Origin of the sequence: Bacillus sp. FSL H8-0547 (assembly GCA_038002745.1) — a bacterium.
Classification (GTDB): domain Bacteria; phylum Bacillota; class Bacilli; order Bacillales; family Bacillaceae; genus Bacillus_P.
This window is the reverse complement of record JBBODD010000001.1, coordinates 4,022,645-4,040,644: the sequence shown is the minus strand read 5'-3', so window position 1 is coordinate 4,040,644 and position 18,000 is coordinate 4,022,645. Positions and strand designations below refer to the sequence as shown.

Here is an 18,000-nt window from a genome sequence, read left to right as displayed (position 1 = left end):
CAAGGGTACATAATGCCTGCTCTCTTCTCTTACGTATAGAGTCGGGGTGTTAGGATGAAATTGATCGTACAAAAATTCGGCGGGACGTCAGTAAAAGACGATCACGGCCGGAAAATGGCTTTGAATCATATAAGAGAAGCGTTAAAGGAGCAGTATAAAGTGGTCGTTGTCGTCTCGGCAATGGGCAGAAACGGTGATCCGTATGCAACAGATTCCCTTTTAAATCTGCTTTACGGAGGCAGTGCATCGATTTCAAAGCGCGAACAGGATATGCTCCTGTCATGCGGGGAAACGATATCTTCCGTGGTATTCACGAGCATGCTGAAGTCAGAAGGCATTGCAGCTGCCGCTTTAAGCGGGGCGCAGGCCGGCTTTTTAACAAATGAAGACTTTACAAATGCAAAAATTCTCGACATGAAATGCGAACGCCTGAGAAGAGAGCTTGACCGTCACGATGTGGTTGTCGTCGCAGGTTTTCAGGGAGCGGCAAAATCCGGTGACATCACAACAATCGGCAGAGGCGGAAGCGACACATCCGCAGCTGCACTTGGAGCAGCTCTGGATGCAGAATTCATCGATATTTTTACAGATGTAGAAGGGGTTATGACGGCTGATCCAAGAATTGTAGAATCCGCAAAGCCGCTGACCACGGTCACGTATACGGAAATCTGCAATCTTGCTTATCAGGGTGCTAAGGTCATCCATCCAAGAGCGGTGGAAATTGCCATGCAGGCGAAGGTTCCCATCAGAATCCGCTCCACGTACTCATCCGGTCCGGGGACACTCGTGACCTCCCATCATTCTGAAAAGCTCGGCAGCGACCTGCAGGAACGGCTGATTACCGGCATTGCCCACGTTCCGAATGTGACGCAGCTGAACGTTACGGCAAAAGAGGGACAGTACGAGGTGCAGACAGAAGTATTCAAAGCAATGGCGCGCGCCGGCATCAGCGTCGACTTCTTCAACATCACACCAAGCGCAGTTATTTATACGGTTTCTGAAGAAGTAACGGATGAAGCAGTAAGAATACTGAAAAGCATGGGATATGACCCTGCTGTTAAACGCCACTGTGCCAAAGTTTCCACAGTTGGCGCCGGCATCGCAGGAGTACCCGGAGTGACAGCGAAAATTGTGACGGCCCTGTCGGAAGAAGGCATTCAAATTCTCCAGTCGGCAGATAGTCATACAACGATTTGGGTATTAGTAAAAGAGGAAGATATGATCAGCGCCGTGAATGCTCTGCATAGCGCATTTGATCTGTCTGAATAAAAGACAGAAACTTAGAAAGAAGAAGAGGAGTGGCACAATGATTGACTTTGGCAGTATTTCAACAGCCATGGCAACACCATTTGACAAAAACGGCAACATTGATTTTCAGAAGACTACCCAGCTTGTTGATTACCTGATCAATAATGGGTCAGATTCACTTGTTGTGGCAGGAACGACAGGAGAATCTCCTACTCTTACATCTGAGGAAAAAATCGCACTGCTGAAGCATGTCGTTCAGGCTGCAGGGGGCAGAATTCCTATTATTGCGGGTACAGGAAGCAATAACACCAAGGACTCCATTGATCTGACAAAAAAAGCGGAAGCAGCAGGCGCCGATGCCATCATGCTTGTCGCGCCATATTATAATAAACCAAGCCAGGAAGGCATGTATCAGCATTTCAAAACGATTGCATCATCCACAAAACTTCCTGTTATGATCTACAACGTTCCCGGAAGAACGGTTGTCAGTATTTCTCCTGCTGTGATTGCAAGACTTGCTGAACTTCCAAATGTCGTTGCTGTAAAAGAAGCTAGCGGCGACCTTGAAGCGATGGCAGAAATCATTTCATCAACGCCTGATGATTTTGCTGTTTATTCAGGAGATGACGGATTAACTCTTCCAGCACTTGCAATTGGAGGCAGTGGGGTAGTCTCTGTAGCATCTCATATCATCGGAAATGAAATGCAGGAGATGATCTCCGCATTCAGAAGCGGTGAAACAGTGCGTTCAGGTGCTATTCACAGAAAACTGCTGCCGGTTATGCAGCAGCTGTTTAAAGCGCCAAGCCCTGCACCTGTGAAAACGGCTCTTCAGCTCAGAGGCCTTGACGTCGGACCCGTCAGACTACCGCTTTTGGCGCTCACTGAAAGTGAAAGAAACGAACTTATTGCCGTCCTGTCTAAAATAAAATAAGCATGATAAGATCGAGTCTGTAACCAGGACTCGATCTTTTTTGGTTCTTTTCGCAGAGTCTGCTGCTTTAATCATGAAGATTTCGTCTGCGCGTCAGATTATTTCCTTGTATTCCAATTCTTTCTTCAGTTATAATAGGCATTAGTTGTATTGGACGGGTTCAGGGAGGATTACCAATTGAATAAACAGACAGAAACCATCAAGATCATTGCCCTAGGCGGAGTTGGAGAAATAGGCAAGAACTTGTATGTCATTGAAATCGATCATAACATCTTCATCGTCGACGCTGGATTGATGTATCCAGAAGCCGGGATGCTGGGGATTGATATGGTCATTCCTGACATTACATACTTGCGGGAAAATGCAGATCGGGTAAAGGGCATCTTTTTAACCCACGGTCACGACGAGAATATTGGCGGAGTTTTCTATGTTCTCAGACATTTGTCCATACCGGTTTACGGAACGAAACTGACTCTTGCACTGGTTTCCCAGAAAGTAAAAGAACTTAACCCTAAGCAAAAAGCAGAATATGTCGAAGTTGATTCATCAACTGTTCTGGATTTTGAAGGAGTCAAGGTTTCTTTCTTCAGAACCATACACAGTATACCTGACTCTGTCGGTGTCTGCTTCCATACTTCACTTGGAGCGATCGTGCACACAGGTGATTTTAAATTTGATACAACTCCTGTTTTGAATGCACGCTCTGATTTAGGGAAAATGGCTATGATCGGCGAAGAAGGCGTTCTTTGTCTTCTTTCAGACAGCACAAATGCAGAAAGACCCGGGTTCACAGCCTCTGAAACAGGTGTCGGACAAGAGATATCGGACGCGATGTACAGCGCAAAAGGCAGAACGATTGTTGCCATATACGCATCAAATATCAACCGGATCGTTCAGGTCATTCACGCAGCCGCTGAAAATAACAGAAAGCTTGTCCTGCTTGGAAACTCAATTAAAAATGTTTATGAAATGGCAGAAAAATTAGGATACATCACCGAAAGTGAGAATATCATCATACCCGTCCAAGAGATCGATACCTATCCTAAGCATGAGGTTGCCGTCCTTACTACAGGTCATCAGGGAGAACCGTTAACAGTTCTTAACCGCATGGCAAAAGGCGCCCATAAACAATTAAAAATTGAAGCAGAAGATACAGTTATTATTTCTGCAACTCCAGTACCGGGAAATGAGCTCCATTTTTCAAAGACAGTCGATTTGCTGTACCGCGCAGGAGCAAGCGTAGTATTTGGCCAAAAACAGATTCATGTATCAGGACATGGAAGCCAGGAAGAGCTGAAACTTATGCTGAACATCATGAAGCCGAAGTACTTCATGCCTGTCAATGGCGAGTTTAAAATGCAGAAAGCTCATGCGAAGCTTGCCGTATCTGCAGGAATTGACGAGGATAACATCTTTCTTGTTGAAAAAGGCGATGTAGTAGAATTCAGCGAACATAAAGCGAAATCTGTTTCGAAGGTTCCTGCAGGAAACGTTCTGATTGACGGCCTTGGAGTCGGAGACATTGGAAACATCGTTCTCAGAGACCGGAGACTTCTTTCACAGGACGGCATCCTGATCGTCGTCGTTACATTGGACAGAAGCAAAAAAACGATGATATCAGGACCGGAGATCATCTCAAGAGGCTTCGTCTACGTAAGAGAGTCAGAAGAGCTGATCCAAAAAGCATCGGGCATGGTAACGGAAATCGTTGAAAAAAGCATGCAGGGCACAGGCATCGAATGGTCAGCCCTCAAGCTTAATATCCGCGAATCACTGAACCGCTTCCTCTTCGAACAGACAAAGCGCAGACCGATGATTCTCCCGATTATTATGGAAGTTTAATAAAAGTATATTTGAGCCATCTAATAATCCGAACTGGGTATAACTAGTTCGGATTTTTTCTGTGTTAAAGACTGTTTTATCTGTAAATATTCGGTTATTTAATGCTTTTTATCAGGCATCGACCTATTTGTGATGCAACTTCCCAGGTGGATCTTCATTTGCAGGGACGTTCCCATTAGTGCCTCTTTCTTCTAGTTGATGGAACTATTCTCCTGATAAGTGCCTTCAATCTGGTGATTATACTGTTTGATGGTTCTGATCTTCCCGATAAGTGCCCCCAACTTGATGATTCTTCTGTTTGAGGGTACTTATCTTCCCGATAAGTGCCATCAACCTGATGATTCTTCTGTTTGAGGGTACTTATCTTCCCGATAAGTGCCCTCAACCTGATGATTCTTCTGTTTGAGGGTTCTGATCTTCCTGATCAGTACCCTCAACCTGATGATTCTTCTGTTTGATGGAACTGTTCTTCCTGATAAGAGCCCCCAACCTGAGAATCCTTCTGTTTGATGGTACTGTTCATCATGATTAGTGCCTCCAACCTGAGAAAAACTCCAGTGGACTGCAGCGGATGGAACTTGACTCCTTGTCCAGCTGCAGCGCCCAACTCCTCTGTCAGAACAAAATCCCCCAAAAAGTCAAAACCGGACTTTTCGGGTGATTTCTTATCTGACTGCCGGAGCAAAACGGGCGCTTCCGCTTTTCTACGGGATGAAGAGGGAATGGGAGACCCCGCAGGCTGGCCGAGGAGGCTCCCATCCCTCCCCGCGGAAAGCAAGTTCCTGGAGCGAAAGGGAACGGGTATTAACGGTAAATCAACTTTCATATGGGAAAACTTTAAACAAGCATAACGCCGCTTCCGCTTAACAGAAGAATGTTTTTCCCTCTTCCTGCTCATAATAAAAGCATTCATACCAGGAAGGAAGAATGCAGATGAACCGCTACATACAGGAAAATTCCGAACAGAATCCGGATAAACAGGACGGAAAAGAACCAAGCCTTGTCGAAAAAATCCAGCAGCTCGGATCAACAAACGTTCCTCAGCTCTCACAGGATTCACGAATACACTGCCTGACCATTATCGGACAGATTGAAGGCCACATCCAGCTGCCGCCGCAAAACAAAACAACGAAATATGAACACGTTATTCCGCAAATCGTCGCAATCGAGCAAAACCCTAAAATTGAAGGACTCCTGATTGTGCTGAATACCGTTGGAGGGGATGTTGAAGCCGGCCTCGCAATCGCTGAGATGCTTGCTTCCCTATCAAAACCGACTGTATCCATTGTCCTTGGAGGAGGCCATTCCATCGGCGTGCCGATTGCCGTTTCCTGCGATTATTCTTTTATTGCCGAAACTGCAACGATGACCATCCATCCCGTGAGGCTGACAGGCCTTGTCATCGGTGTCCCGCAGACGTTTGAGTACCTTGATAAAATGCAGGACAGGGTCGTGAATTTTGTGACAAAGCACTCGAATATCTCTGAAGAGAAATTCAAAGAGCTGATGTTTTCTAAAGGAAATTTAACCCGTGACATCGGAACAAATGTAGTCGGAAACGACGCGGTTCAGTACGGGCTGATTGACGGAGTGGGCGGAGTCGGCCAGGCGATCATGAAGCTGAATGAACTGATAGGGAAGGATAAAGGCACTGAAGAGGAGAAGATGCTGCAATGATTCTATACACTTCTATGCCGGAGGAACTTATTTTCCCGGCAGAGGCAAAAGAGTACAGCGCATTTTCTTTTGTTGAATGCAACGGGGTGCAAATGCAGGTGAGACAGACAGAAGGAAATGAATATGAAGTTGTCCGTATCCTCAGCACCAATCCAGAAGACTATTTAAATGAACAGTACTCGCCGGGACAAAAAATTACGATGTCATTCTCGTTTTCTCCATAATATGCTATACTTAAGCTACACAAACATGTCCGCAGCCCTCAGTTGGCTGCTTTCTTTGTTTGCAAGAGGGCGAATGCCCTCAGCAAATTTTCTGCACAGGTGATAATGAAATGGCCAAACAAAAAAGAAGACAAAAGAAAAAGAATGACAACTGGCGCGAAACACTGAAATTTGAGCTGATTGGCCTTGGAATCCTTGCGATCGCGCTGATTGCGATATCAAGCCTTGGATTCGTAGGCAAGACGGTGGTTTACGTGTTCAGGTTTTTTATTGGCGAGTGGTTTATGGCCGCTCTAATCGGCATGCTGATCCTGGCGGGCTTTATCATGTGGAACAGAAGGTGGCCGCATTTGGTTTCAAGACAGATGGTCGGACTTTACTGTCTGCTTGCAGCCATTTTGCTGCTCAGTCATGTAACACTGTTTCAAATGCTCACCAAAAAGGGAGCACTTACTTCTCCAAGTGTCATAACAAACACATGGGAACTGTTTTTCATGGAAGTAAACGGACAAATCAGAACGCCGGACCTTGGAGGGGGCATGATTGGAGCCATCCTTTTTGCAGCTTCCTTTTATTTATTTGCGGCAGCAGGTTCAAAAATTATTTCGTTCATACTGATTCTTGTCGGAATTGTTCTGATCACAGGAAGATCGCTTGGAACTACACTCGGAAAATTAGCCGTGCCATTTTTCCGATTTATGAAAAATCAGGCCATTGCTTTTATGGAGGACATGAAGAATCTTCCTCAATCAATAAAAAATGCAAGACAGCACGAAGAAGCAAAACCGAAGAAAGTCAAAAAACAGCGCAGGCATGAGGAAGAAGACGATGCTGAGGAAGAAGAAGCAGACATTGTACATGTAGAACCCATCATCTCAAGTTTCGCAGATAAAGATGAACGCGAGCCTGAGCCGGCTGTAGATTTTCAGGAGGAAGCGAAGCCTGAACAGACGAGAACACCTAAAAAGAAGTCAGATGCAGATTCTTCAGAAGAATTGCCGGGACCTCCCATTACCTTTACAGAGGTAGAGAATAAATCGTATGTCCTTCCTTCACTTGACCTGCTTTCACAGCCGAAGGTGAACAGCCAGCAAACCGATAAGAAAAACATCTATGAAAATGCGCGTAAGCTGGAAAAAACCTTTCAAAGCTTCGGTGTCAAAGCTAAAGTAACACAGGTTCATCTTGGACCGGCAGTAACCAAGTACGAAGTCTATCCTGATGTTGGCGTAAAGGTAAGCAAAATTGTGAACCTAAGTGATGATCTTGCTTTGGCGCTTGCAGCGAAAGATATCCGGATAGAGGCGCCGATTCCAGGCAAATCAGCCATCGGGATAGAGGTGCCCAATTCTGAAATCGCCATGGTATCCCTGCGGGAGGTGCTTGAATCAAAAGCGAATGACCGCCCGGATGCCAAGCTTCTTATGGGTCTTGGCCGCGATATTTCAGGAGATGCTGTTCTTGCTGAAATGAATAAAATGCCTCATTTGCTCGTTGCCGGATCAACCGGAAGCGGAAAGAGTGTCTGCATAAATGGCATCATTACAAGCATTCTGATGAGAGCAAAACCGCATGAAGTAAAAATGATGATGATCGATCCAAAGATGGTCGAGCTTAACGTTTACAATGGCATTCCCCATTTGCTCGCACCTGTTGTGACAGACCCGAAAAAGGCATCACAGGCACTGAAAAAGGTTGTAAACGAAATGGAGAGAAGATATGAACTGTTCTCTCATACAGGCACGAGAAACATTGAAGGATACAACGAATTTATTCGCAGGTCAAACCTTGAAGAGGGAACGAAGAATCCGGAATTCCCGTATATTGTCGTCATCGTTGACGAGCTTGCGGATTTGATGATGGTTGCATCGTCTGATGTGGAGGACAGCATTACCCGACTGTCGCAAATGGCGCGTGCTGCAGGCATTCACCTGATTATCGCCACCCAGCGGCCGTCAGTGGATGTCATCACCGGTGTCATTAAAGCAAACATTCCATCAAGGATTGCCTTCAGCGTGTCTTCTCAGACTGATTCACGCACAATACTCGACATGGGAGGCGCTGAAAAGCTTCTCGGCAGGGGGGACATGCTTTTCCTTCCGGTTGGTGCATCCAAGCCTGTAAGGGTACAGGGAGCTTTTCTGTCCGATGAAGAAGTGGAAAAAGTCGTTTCGTACGTGATTTCCCAGCAGAGAGCGCAATACCAGGAAGAAATGATGCCGTCTGAAACAGCGGAAGTAAAAGAAGAAGTGAATGATGATTTGTATGATGATGCTGTTCAGCTCGTTCTTGAAATGCAGACGGCTTCTGTATCCATGCTGCAAAGACGGTTCCGTGTCGGCTACACCAGAGCGGCAAGACTGATTGATGCAATGGAAGACAGAGGCGTTGTCGGACCATACGAGGGCAGCAAGCCGAGAGAGGTCCTCATTTCAAAAGACCATTATGACGAAGTGAGTTCATAAAAGAAAGGCAGCCAATGCCTTTCTTTTTTTTGGCTCTTTTTGATATCAAAGAGAAACGGCAAACGGCAATCCAATCTAAAATAGGAAATAACGAATAGAAAATAGCGAATCTTTTTTGTGAGCATTTCTCTATAAATGACATACAGCTAGTGAGAAAGTGCTATCTCTTTTTCGACAAATTTATTAATTTTCTATTTATTTATTTTAAAATACATGGTATATTATTTTCGATTAGAGAAAGGGTATAACATCAGATGTCTGATCTCTTAATTGGAACGATTGGACGGAGGCTAAGTATGACTATTAAAACAGATAACCGTCATTTATATTTGCAGGTCATAGATCGAATTAAAGAAGATATTGAAAATGGAACATACGTAGAAAAAGAAAAGCTTCCTTCTGAATTTGAGCTTTCCAAAAAGCTTGGAGTAAGCCGCGCGACCCTCAGAGAAGCGCTCCGCATACTCGAAGAAGAAAACGTCATCATCCGCCGCCATGGTGTAGGGACGTTCATAAACTCCAAACCTCTCTTTACTTCAGGCATCGAACAATTGAACAGTGTGACTCAAATGATTGAACAGGCCAATATGCTGCCTGGCACCATTTTTCTTTCCTCACAAGTCAACAGTCCGACAGAAGAGGATGTTAAGCGGTTTAAATCCCGTGCAAGCGATGACATTTTTCTTCTTGAGCGGGTCAGAACAGCAAATGGAAAACCGGTCGTTTATTGTCTGGATAAAATTCCGAGGCATATTCTTCCGGCATCTTTTATCCATGAACAGGAATCATTGTTTGAACTGCTTGATGAAGAAGCAGGACGCTACATTTCTTATGCGGTCACACACATTGAACCAATCGGTTACCACGAAAAGATTTCCCCAATTCTGGAATGTGATCCTGAAACCGCGCTGCTTTGCCTGAAACAAATGCATTTCGATGAAAACGATCAGCCCGTGCTGTATTCACTTAATTATTTCCGCGCAGACCAATTCAGCTTTCACGTTGTAAGAAAGCGCTTGTAAAAACGTTTGCAGCTATAAGGAGGTGGTTCCAAGGTCGAAGGTGTTTCAAAGTTCTTATAGCAAATGATTTTAAATGAATAATAGGGGGAAGAAAACGTGAAAAAACGCTTTGGTTTAACAATGTCGCTTGTCCTTGCTGCAGGTACTCTTCTAAGTGCATGCGGATCATCTGGAGAAAAAAACAATGCAGGTGAAGACAAAAAAGAAGGTTTCTCGGTTGCGATGGTAACGGATACAGGCGGTGTTGATGATAAGTCATTCAACCAGTCGGCATGGGAAGGCATCCAGTCATACGGTGAGGATAACGGGCTTAAAAAGGGACAAGGCGGATTTGACTATGCACAGTCTCAGAGTGACGCAGATTATGAAACGAACTTAAACAAGCTTGTCAGACAAAAATTTGATCTTGTTTACGGAATCGGATATTTGATGACTGATGCGATTACTGTCATTGCCGATCAGCAAAAAGACGCTAAATTTGCAATCGTTGACAGTGTAGTGGACAAGCCAAACGTAGCAAGCATCACATTCAAAGAGCATGAAGGCTCATACCTTGTAGGTGTAGCTGCCGGACTTTCAACAAAATCAAACAAAGTCGGATTTGTCGGCGGAATGGAAGGCTCACTGATCAAGAAGTTTGAAGTTGGTTTTGTTGAAGGCGTAAAAGCAGCAAATCCTGATGCAGAAGTCATTGTACAGTACGCAGGAACATTCAGCGATGCGGCAAAAGGACAGCAGGTTGCTGAAATTATGTACGGCCAGGGCGCTGACGTAATCTACCATGCAGCAGGCGGAGCAGGAAACGGCGTCTTCACTGCAGCTGTTGACTTAAAAACGAAAAGCCCAGATAAAGATGTATGGGTAATCGGTGTTGACCGCGACCAGCATGAGCTTGGAGAAGGCGACGGCTTCAACGTAACACTTACATCAATGGTTAAAGGCGTAGACGTTGCTGTTAAAGACCTTGCTGAAAAAGCTAAAGGCGGAGACTTCCCAGGCGGAGAAATCATTGAATACGGCCTGAAAGAAAATGGCGTAGGAATTGCTCCGACACAGGACAACCTTTCTGAAGATGTCATTGCTAAAGTAGATGAGTACAAGCAAAAAATCATCGACGGTGAAATTACTGTACCATTCGAATAAGCAGGAACCTATAACTCTGATAAAAAGGCTAGTCATATTCTAGCCTTTTTATTAGCCTGTAAAGTCGCCTGACTAAAAGTCTATAAGCTTCATGAGAGATTTATAGATTTTTAGTTGGTGATTTTCTAAAGCAATAAAAGGAGTCAATGAATAGAGAGAAAACATAAATTCCTGACATTAATCATCACAATCATCAATGAGCTTCATGGGAAAAGGAGTGATCATGTTGGAATATGTCATTGAAATGCTCGGAATCCGCAAAGAATTTCCGGGAATCGTTGCGAACGATAACATTAATCTTCAAGTAAAAAAGGGCGAAATCCATGCGCTGCTTGGCGAAAACGGCGCTGGTAAATCTACATTGATGAACGTACTGTTCGGTTTGTATCAGCCTGAAAAAGGCGAAATTCGCGTAAAAGGCAAACCAGTCAGCATTACAAACCCAAATATCGCGAATGATCTGGGAATAGGTATGGTACACCAACATTTTATGCTTGTCAATAATTTTTCTGTTACAGAAAATATTATTCTTGGAAACGAGCCGACTCAATCAGGAAAAATTAATTTAAAAGATGCTGAGAAGCAAGTGAAAGACATTTCTGAGAAATACGGGCTCGCTGTTAACCCTTCTGCTAAAATCAGTGATATTTCTGTCGGCATGCAGCAGCGTGTTGAAATTCTGAAAACGCTTTACAGGGGTGCGGAAATTCTTATTTTTGATGAACCGACGGCCGTTTTGACGCCTCAGGAAATCAAAGAACTGATCAGCATTATGAAAACGCTGATAAAAGAAGGCAAATCCATCATTCTGATTACACACAAGCTGAAAGAAATTATGGAAGTCTGTGACCGTGTGACTGTCATAAGAAAAGGCGAAGGCATCGGCACTGTCAATGTAAGTGAGACAAACCCGAACGAGCTTGCATCTCTAATGGTCGGCCGCGAAGTTCTTTTTACGACTGAAAAGACGGAACCGAAACCTGCTGCAGAAGTTCTGAAAATAGAAAATCTGACAGTGAAAGACAGCCGGAATGTCACGGTTATTGACTCTCTGAATCTGTCTGTCAGAGCAGGGGAAATTGTCGGCATTGCCGGAGTCGACGGAAACGGCCAGTCTGAATTGATCGAATCCATCACCGGGCTAATGAATTCTGAATCAGGCTCCATTCTGCTTAATGGCAAGGAAATCCGTAATCAAAAACCGAGAAAAATTACTGAGTCAGGTGTGGGACACATTCCTCAGGACCGTCATAAACACGGACTTGTTCTGGATTTTCCTGTCGGTGAGAACATGGTGCTGCAAACGTATTATCAAAAGCCTTTCTCTAAAAGAGGTGTTCTGAATTTCAAGGCAATTTACGAAAAAGCTGAGAAGCTGATTAAGGAATTTGATGTAAGAACACCCGGCAGTTCAACGCTTGCCCGTTCGCTTTCTGGAGGTAATCAGCAAAAGGCGATTATCGGACGCGAAATTGACAGAGATCCGGATCTCCTGATCGCTGCACAGCCGACGAGGGGACTTGATGTCGGAGCGATTGAATTTATCCACAGACGCTTGATTGAGCAGCGGGATAAAGGAAAAGCGGTCCTTCTCCTTTCTTTTGAGCTTGAAGAAATTATGAACGTCAGTGATAAAATTGCCGTTATTTATGAAGGGAAAATCGTTGCGATTGTGAATCCGAAAGAGACAACTGAACAGGAACTTGGTTTGCTCATGGCAGGAAGCAGCCGCAGGGAAGCAGGTGCCACAACATGAATTTAACACGCTATTTCAACATCATTGTACCCGCCATTGCGGTTTTGCTCGGTCTAATTTGCGGTGCAGTCATTATGCTTATAACCGGATATGATCCGGTTGCAGGATACGCAGCTTTATGGAACGGTATATTCGGCGAAACGTATTACATCGGCGAAACAATCCGCCAGCTGACTCCTTATATTCTTGCAGGTCTTGCTGTTGCTTTTGCTTTCAGGACAGGCCTTTTCAATATCGGAGTAGAAGGACAGCTGATTGTTGGCTGGTTTGCAGCTGTATGGGTCGGGGTAGCATTTGAGCTGCCGAAGATCATCCATCTGCCGCTTGCGATACTCGCTGCAGCTCTTGCAGGGGCGCTTTGGGGATTCATTCCGGGTCTTTTAAAAGCCCGTTTCAAAGTGCATGAGGTTATTGTAACGATTATGATGAACTACATTGCGCTTTATTTAACGAACCATTTGATTCAGTATGTTCTTTCAGATAAAGGGGATAAGTCAGAAACCATCTTCGCGTCTGCTTCACTCAGCTCGCCTCTTTTTCAGGAACTAACGGATTATTCAAGAATGCATTACGGGATATTCCTTGCATTAATCGGTGCTCTTGTTATGTGGTTCCTGCTTGAGAAAACGACGAAGGGCTACGAGCTCAGATCTGTAGGCTTTAACCAGAATGCAGCACAGTATGCAGGAATGAACGTCAGCAGAAACATTATCCTGTCCATGGTTATTTCCGGAGCATTTGCAGGGATAGCTGGAGCAATGGAAGGCCTTGGGACGTTCCAGTATGTATCTGTGAAAAATGGATTTACCGGAGTAGGATTTGACGGAATCGCTGTTGCGCTTCTTGGAGGAAATACTGCGATCGGCATCATTTTCGCTGCAGCGCTTTTCGGCGGACTGAAAGTCGGGGCGCTGAATATGCCGTCTGAGGCAGGGGTTCCATATGAGCTTGTTGAGATCGTCATCGCTCTGATCATCCTGTTCGTTGCTTCAAGCTACTTTATCCGCTGGATACTGCTGCGTTTCAAAAAGGAGGGGAAATAAGTGAGCATACTTCACGTGTTAGAACTCATCATCCCAACGGCTTTATTTGTTGCTGCTCCGCTTATTTTCACGGCACTTGGAGGCATGTTCAGTGAACGTTCAGGCGTTGTTAACATCGGTCTTGAAGGATTAATGGTCATCGGAGCATTTGTCGCCATCGTATTCAATTTGACATTTGCCGATCAGTTCGGGGATGCAACACCGTGGCTTTCTATTCTTGCAGCGCTTGCAGCAGGTGCTTTGCTGTCTGTGCTTCATGCAGTAGCATCCATCACATTCCGGGCAGATCAAGTAGTAAGCGGGGTTGCCATAAACTTCCTTGCTATCGGCCTGGCGCTATTCTTAGTAAAGCTTTTTTATGATAAAGGGCAGACAGACCGGATTACAGAAAGCTTCAATAAAATCGACATCCCAGTATTAAGTGATATCCCGGTTATCGGACCTCTTTTCTTCTCAAATGGCTATATCACAACGTATATTGCCATCTTTACGGCTTTTGCTGTTTGGTTTGTTATGTACAAAACGCCGTTTGGACTGCGCCTCCGTGCTGTCGGTGAGCATCCGATGGCGGCAGACACGATGGGAATTAACGTTACGAAGATGCGCTATATTGGTGTCATTCTGAGCGGTGCGTTCGCAGGTGTGGGCGGAGCCGTTTACGCAACCATTATTGCCCGCGATTTCAGCCACGCGACAATCAGCGGCCAGGGCTTCATGGCGCTTGCTGCCCTGATCTTCGGAAAGTGGCATCCCCTTGGCGCCATGGGAGCGGCCATCTTCTTCGGACTTGCTCAAGGTCTGAGCGTTATCGGCGGACAGCTTCCTCTTCTTGAGGACATTCCGACTATGTATCTTCTGATCACACCTTATGTGCTCACTATTCTTGCGCTAACAGGATTTATCGGACGCGCAGATGCACCAAAAGCACTTGGAACACCTTATGAAAAAGGAAAAAGATAGGAACAAAAGTGCAAGCGCCCTGACTATCGGATCTAATAAGGTCGCTGGAGCTGGACGGGCATAACTTTGTCATGTCATCCACAGTCTTATACTTTTTAAAATTCCTAAACCGAACAACATTAGCGGTCCCGCCACACGGCGGGGCCGTTTTTGCATGAATGCAAATTCGGGACAGCGGCACACTAATGGCAGTGAGGCGGGATATCATTTCCTTAATTATCCTAAAGTTGATATAATTACTAGAATGGTTCCATACGCTAATGTAGAAAACAGGTAAAAATATAAGAGAAACTGCTTGTTAGGAGGGTCATTATGAGTTATTTAAATGAACAAATCGAAACAATCAACGGCTTGACGCTTCATACCGTTCAAACGGATAAATTTAAGACAAATTCACTTGTATTTAAAATGCTTGCCCCGCTTAATGAAGAAGACGTGACATTCCGCGCGCTCCTTCCTTATGTTCTTCAAAGGGGGACAAAAACGTTTCCGACAAGCACAGAACTCAGAAAGCACCTTGATGAACTTTACGGTGCAACACTTTTTGTGGACCTGTCGAAAAAAGGCGACCATCATATTATTTCCATCCGCATCGAAGTTGCCAATGAACGCTTTTTGTCAGATCAGACTCCGCTTCTTGAAAAAGCGATGAAGCTTCTGTCTGAGATTGTGCTTTCTCCTGTTGTAAAAGATTCCTCCTTTCCTGATGAGATCATTACTCAGGAAAAACGGACGCTTAAGCAGCGGATCCAGGCAGTCTATGACGATAAAATGAGATATTCCAATTTAAGGCTTGTACAGGAAATGTGCAAAGATGAGCCGTACCGCCTGCATGTGAACGGAGAGATTGACCATCTTGACCGCATTACATCCGAGAGCCTTTATGAGTACTATAAAAAAGCATTAAAAGAAGACAAAATGGACCTCTACGTTACCGGTGACGTCTCGAAGGAAGAGGTAAGCAAGTATACAAAGCAGTTTTTTGTGTTTGGTGAAAACGCCCACAAATCAGCTGAGAAATCCATCACCGAAAAAAGACAGTCTGAACCAAATGAAGTGATTGAAAAGCAGGACGTGAAGCAGGGCAAGCTGAATATCGGCTACCGCACCCATTGTACTTACGGGGATAAAGAGTACTATGCACTTCAGGTTTTCAACGGAATTTTTGGAGGGTTTTCCCACTCAAAACTGTTTATTAATGTCCGCGAAAAAGAAAGTCTCGCTTATTATGCCGCCTCAAGAGTCGAAAGCCACAAGGGACTTCTGATGGTCATGTCAGGCATTGAATTTGCAAACTTTGAACGGGCCGTAACCATCATTAAAGAACAAATGGAAGCGATGAAAAACGGTGATTTTGAAGAGAAGGAAATTGATCAGACAAAAGCGGTTATAAAAAATCAGCTTCTTGAAACAATTGATACGTCATACGGAGCTGTAGAAGTGCTGTATCACAACGTCATTTCGAACATTGACGAGCCTTTTGACAAGTACCTGGATGGAATCGAGCATGTAACAAAAGAAGATATTGTTGCAGCTGCGGGGAAAATTGAACTTGATACGGTGTACTTCTTAACGGGAAAGGAGGAGGCTTAAATGGCAAAATCCATAAAGTTTGATCAGCTGCAGGAAGAGCTGTTCTATGAAAAAATGCAGAATGGCCTGAACGTGTATGTTCTCCCTAAAAAAGGATTCAATAAAACCTATGCGACGTTCACTACGAAATATGGTTCGATTGACAATGAATTTGTACCCCTTGATCAAAAGGACATGATTTCTGTTCCGGACGGAATCGCTCATTTTCTTGAGCATAAACTTTTTGAAAAAGAAGATGGAGATGTTTTTCAGGATTTCAGCAAGCAGGGAGCCTCTTCAAATGCCTTTACATCTTTTACAAGGACAGCTTATTTATTTTCAAGTACTTCAAATGTTGAAAAAAACCTTGAAACCCTTGTTGATTTTGTTCAGGATCCCTACTTCACGGAAAAATCTGTCGAGAAAGAAAAAGGCATTATCGGCCAGGAGATCAACATGTATGACGATAATCCCGACTGGCGTCTGTATTTCGGGCTCATTCAGAACATGTTCCACAAGCATCCGGTCGGGATTGACATTGCCGGGACAGTAGAGTCAATTTCTAAAATAACGAAAGACCTTCTGTATGAGTGCTATCACACGTTTTATCATCCAAGCAATATGCTGTTGTTTGTCACAGGCCCTGTTGATCCGGAAAGCATTCTGTCGCAGATCCGGGATAATCAGGACAAAAAAGACTTTAAGCCGCCGGCTGAGATTAAACGGGCTGAAGTGAATGAGCCTGATACGGTCGCCAAAGCTTCGGAAAAGCTGAAAATGAATGTGCAGTCTTCAAAATGCCTTGTCGGACTGAAAGCAAAGCAGGCTGACCGCTCAGGGGAAGAGCTGATGAAGCACGAGCTGTCAATGAATCTCATTTTGGATATGGTGTTTGGAAAAAGCTCTGAGAAGTATACAGAACTGTATGAAAGTGGTCTGATCGATGATACATTCAGCTATGATTATACAGAAGAAAGCGGGTTTGGCTTTGCCATGATCGGCGGCGATACAGACCGTCCGGATGAGCTTGCAGACGAAATTAAGGAGACGCTGCTCAAGGCTAAGCGCGATGGTATACCTGCAGATCGTCTTGAAAATGCCAAAAAGAAAAAAATCGGCTCTTTTTTGAGAGCGATTAATTCACCTGAGTACATCGCAAACCAGTTCACACGCTATTCATTCAATGAAATGAATCTGTTTGATGTTGTGCCTGTTCTTGAGCAATTGACAAACGATGATATCCATTCTACGCTGAATGAAGTGGTTGAAGAAGAGCTGTTTTCTGTCTGCCAGGTTGTACCGAAATAAACATCCTTTTTGAGGGTGTTTTTTTCTCGGTCAAGATAAGAGGAAAGAGGAGAACGATGAAAAAAACGGCATTGATTACGGGAGCAAGCGGAGGAATCGGTCTCGCGACAGCAAGAAAGCTTGCTTCTGAAGGATATGATTTAATCTTGCATTATTACCGGAACAAAGAACCGCTGGAGAGGCTTAAGGATGATCTGCCTGTACAATGCCGGATTGTACAGGCAGATCTGTCGCACCCAACAGGACCTGACACGCTTATGGAACAGGGAAGCGCTGCAGACCTTCTTATATTGAACAGCGGAAAGAGCCGGTTTGGCCTGATGACTGATCTGAATGATGATGAAATTGATGAACTCGTTCAGCTTCATATCACAAGCCCCTATAAAATTGCACAGAAGGCAATCCCTTCAATGGTACTCAAAAAAAGCGGAAATATTGTAGTGATCACGTCGATATGGGGTGAGATTGGCGCCTCATGCGAAGTGCTCTACAGTATGGTGAAGGGCGGGCAAAACTCGTTTGTAAAAGCCCTGGCGAAAGAGCTTGCACCATCTGGAATCAGGGTAAATGGGGTATCTCCCGGCGCAGTTAAAACGAAGATGCTCGATGAATTTACAGAAGAAGAGCTGGATGATTTAAAAGAAGAAATACCTCTTGGACGGCTCGGGCGGCCGGAAGAAATTGCGGATGCTGTATCTTTTGCTGCATCAGAGCGGGCAAGCTACATAACCGGTCAGATTCTTTCGGTTAATGGAGGCTGGCACGTGTAAATTTTTCGTTCCGTTTCCGCATAAATTCATGAAGCA

General features: G+C 44.6%; 14 protein-coding genes. All 14 read left to right on the top strand.

Annotated elements, in window-relative coordinates; all coding sequences use genetic code 11:
• Window positions 1-54: 54 nt before the first annotated feature.
• The 14 genes from dapG to MHB63_20275 all read left to right on the top strand — a co-directional run bounded on the left by dapG (window position 55) and on the right by MHB63_20275 (window position 17,964).
• On the top strand, window positions 55-1,269 hold the full coding sequence (gene dapG / locus MHB63_20340) for an aspartate kinase (GenBank protein MEK3808883.1): 1,215 nt from the start codon (window positions 55-57) through the stop codon (window positions 1,267-1,269).
• A 37-nt stretch (window positions 1,270-1,306) separates the two neighbouring features.
• The gene (gene dapA / locus MHB63_20335) at window positions 1,307-2,182 is read left to right on the top strand and encodes a 4-hydroxy-tetrahydrodipicolinate synthase (protein ID MEK3808882.1); all 876 of its coding nucleotides are present in this window, start codon (window positions 1,307-1,309) and stop codon (window positions 2,180-2,182) included.
• A gap of 177 nt (window positions 2,183-2,359) precedes the next feature.
• Complete coding sequence (locus MHB63_20330; GenBank protein MEK3808881.1) at window positions 2,360-4,024, top strand: ribonuclease J; 1,665 nt, start codon at window positions 2,360-2,362, stop codon at window positions 4,022-4,024.
• Between the two features lie 933 nt (window positions 4,025-4,957).
• Complete coding sequence (locus tag MHB63_20325) at window positions 4,958-5,701, top strand: ClpP family protease (protein ID MEK3808880.1); 744 nt, start codon at window positions 4,958-4,960, stop codon at window positions 5,699-5,701.
• On the top strand, window positions 5,698-5,925 hold the full coding sequence (locus MHB63_20320) for a YlzJ-like family protein (protein MEK3808879.1): 228 nt from the start codon (window positions 5,698-5,700) through the stop codon (window positions 5,923-5,925). The genes MHB63_20325 and MHB63_20320 overlap by 4 nt, the downstream gene beginning before the upstream one ends.
• Before the next feature lie 110 nt (window positions 5,926-6,035).
• A complete protein-coding gene (locus MHB63_20315; protein MEK3808878.1) occupies window positions 6,036-8,390 on the top strand; it encodes a DNA translocase FtsK in 2,355 nt (784 codons plus the stop codon).
• 296 nt (window positions 8,391-8,686) lie between these two features.
• The gene (locus MHB63_20310; GenBank protein MEK3808877.1) at window positions 8,687-9,412 is read left to right on the top strand and encodes a GntR family transcriptional regulator; all 726 of its coding nucleotides are present in this window, start codon (window positions 8,687-8,689) and stop codon (window positions 9,410-9,412) included.
• A gap of 96 nt (window positions 9,413-9,508) precedes the next feature.
• Entirely contained in the window at window positions 9,509-10,555 is a 1,047-nt protein-coding gene (locus MHB63_20305) for a BMP family protein (GenBank protein ID MEK3808876.1), read from the top strand.
• 226 nt (window positions 10,556-10,781) lie between these two features.
• Window positions 10,782-12,311, top strand: a complete 1,530-nt coding sequence (locus tag MHB63_20300) for an ABC transporter ATP-binding protein (protein ID MEK3808875.1) — start codon at window positions 10,782-10,784, stop codon at window positions 12,309-12,311.
• Complete coding sequence (locus MHB63_20295) at window positions 12,308-13,354, top strand: ABC transporter permease (GenBank protein ID MEK3808874.1); 1,047 nt, start codon at window positions 12,308-12,310, stop codon at window positions 13,352-13,354. The genes MHB63_20300 and MHB63_20295 overlap by 4 nt, the downstream gene beginning before the upstream one ends.
• Window positions 13,355-14,314: an ABC transporter permease gene (locus tag MHB63_20290; protein MEK3808873.1), complete on the top strand. Its 960-nt coding sequence runs from the start codon at window positions 13,355-13,357 to the stop codon at window positions 14,312-14,314. It begins immediately after the preceding gene.
• 312 nt (window positions 14,315-14,626) lie between these two features.
• The gene (locus MHB63_20285; GenBank protein ID MEK3808872.1) at window positions 14,627-15,907 is read left to right on the top strand and encodes a pitrilysin family protein; all 1,281 of its coding nucleotides are present in this window, start codon (window positions 14,627-14,629) and stop codon (window positions 15,905-15,907) included.
• The gene (locus MHB63_20280) at window positions 15,908-17,194 is read left to right on the top strand and encodes a pitrilysin family protein (GenBank protein ID MEK3808871.1); all 1,287 of its coding nucleotides are present in this window, start codon (window positions 15,908-15,910) and stop codon (window positions 17,192-17,194) included.
• Window positions 17,195-17,250: 56 nt separating this feature from the next.
• A complete protein-coding gene (locus tag MHB63_20275; protein ID MEK3808870.1) occupies window positions 17,251-17,964 on the top strand; it encodes an SDR family oxidoreductase in 714 nt (237 codons plus the stop codon).
• The last annotated feature ends 36 nt before the right edge of the window (window positions 17,965-18,000 follow it).

What these genes read in the sequence shown, in the direction of transcription:
- dapG (MEK3808883.1), top strand. Translation starts at nt 55, where the DNA reads ATGAAATTGATCGTACAAAAATTCGGCGGGACGTCAGTAAAAGACGAT.
- dapA (MEK3808882.1), top strand. Translation starts at nt 1,307, where the DNA reads ATGATTGACTTTGGCAGTATTTCAACAGCCATGGCAACACCATTTGAC.
- MHB63_20325 (MEK3808880.1), top strand. Translation starts at nt 4,958, where the DNA reads ATGAACCGCTACATACAGGAAAATTCCGAACAGAATCCGGATAAACAG.
- MHB63_20320 (MEK3808879.1), top strand. Translation starts at nt 5,698, where the DNA reads ATGATTCTATACACTTCTATGCCGGAGGAACTTATTTTCCCGGCAGAG.
- MHB63_20315 (MEK3808878.1), top strand. Translation starts at nt 6,036, where the DNA reads ATGGCCAAACAAAAAAGAAGACAAAAGAAAAAGAATGACAACTGGCGC.
- MHB63_20310 (MEK3808877.1), top strand. Translation starts at nt 8,687, where the DNA reads ATGACTATTAAAACAGATAACCGTCATTTATATTTGCAGGTCATAGAT.
- MHB63_20295 (MEK3808874.1), top strand. Translation starts at nt 12,308, where the DNA reads ATGAATTTAACACGCTATTTCAACATCATTGTACCCGCCATTGCGGTT.
- MHB63_20285 (MEK3808872.1), top strand. Translation starts at nt 14,627, where the DNA reads ATGAGTTATTTAAATGAACAAATCGAAACAATCAACGGCTTGACGCTT.
- MHB63_20280 (MEK3808871.1), top strand. Translation starts at nt 15,908, where the DNA reads ATGGCAAAATCCATAAAGTTTGATCAGCTGCAGGAAGAGCTGTTCTAT.
- MHB63_20275 (MEK3808870.1), top strand. Translation starts at nt 17,251, where the DNA reads ATGAAAAAAACGGCATTGATTACGGGAGCAAGCGGAGGAATCGGTCTC.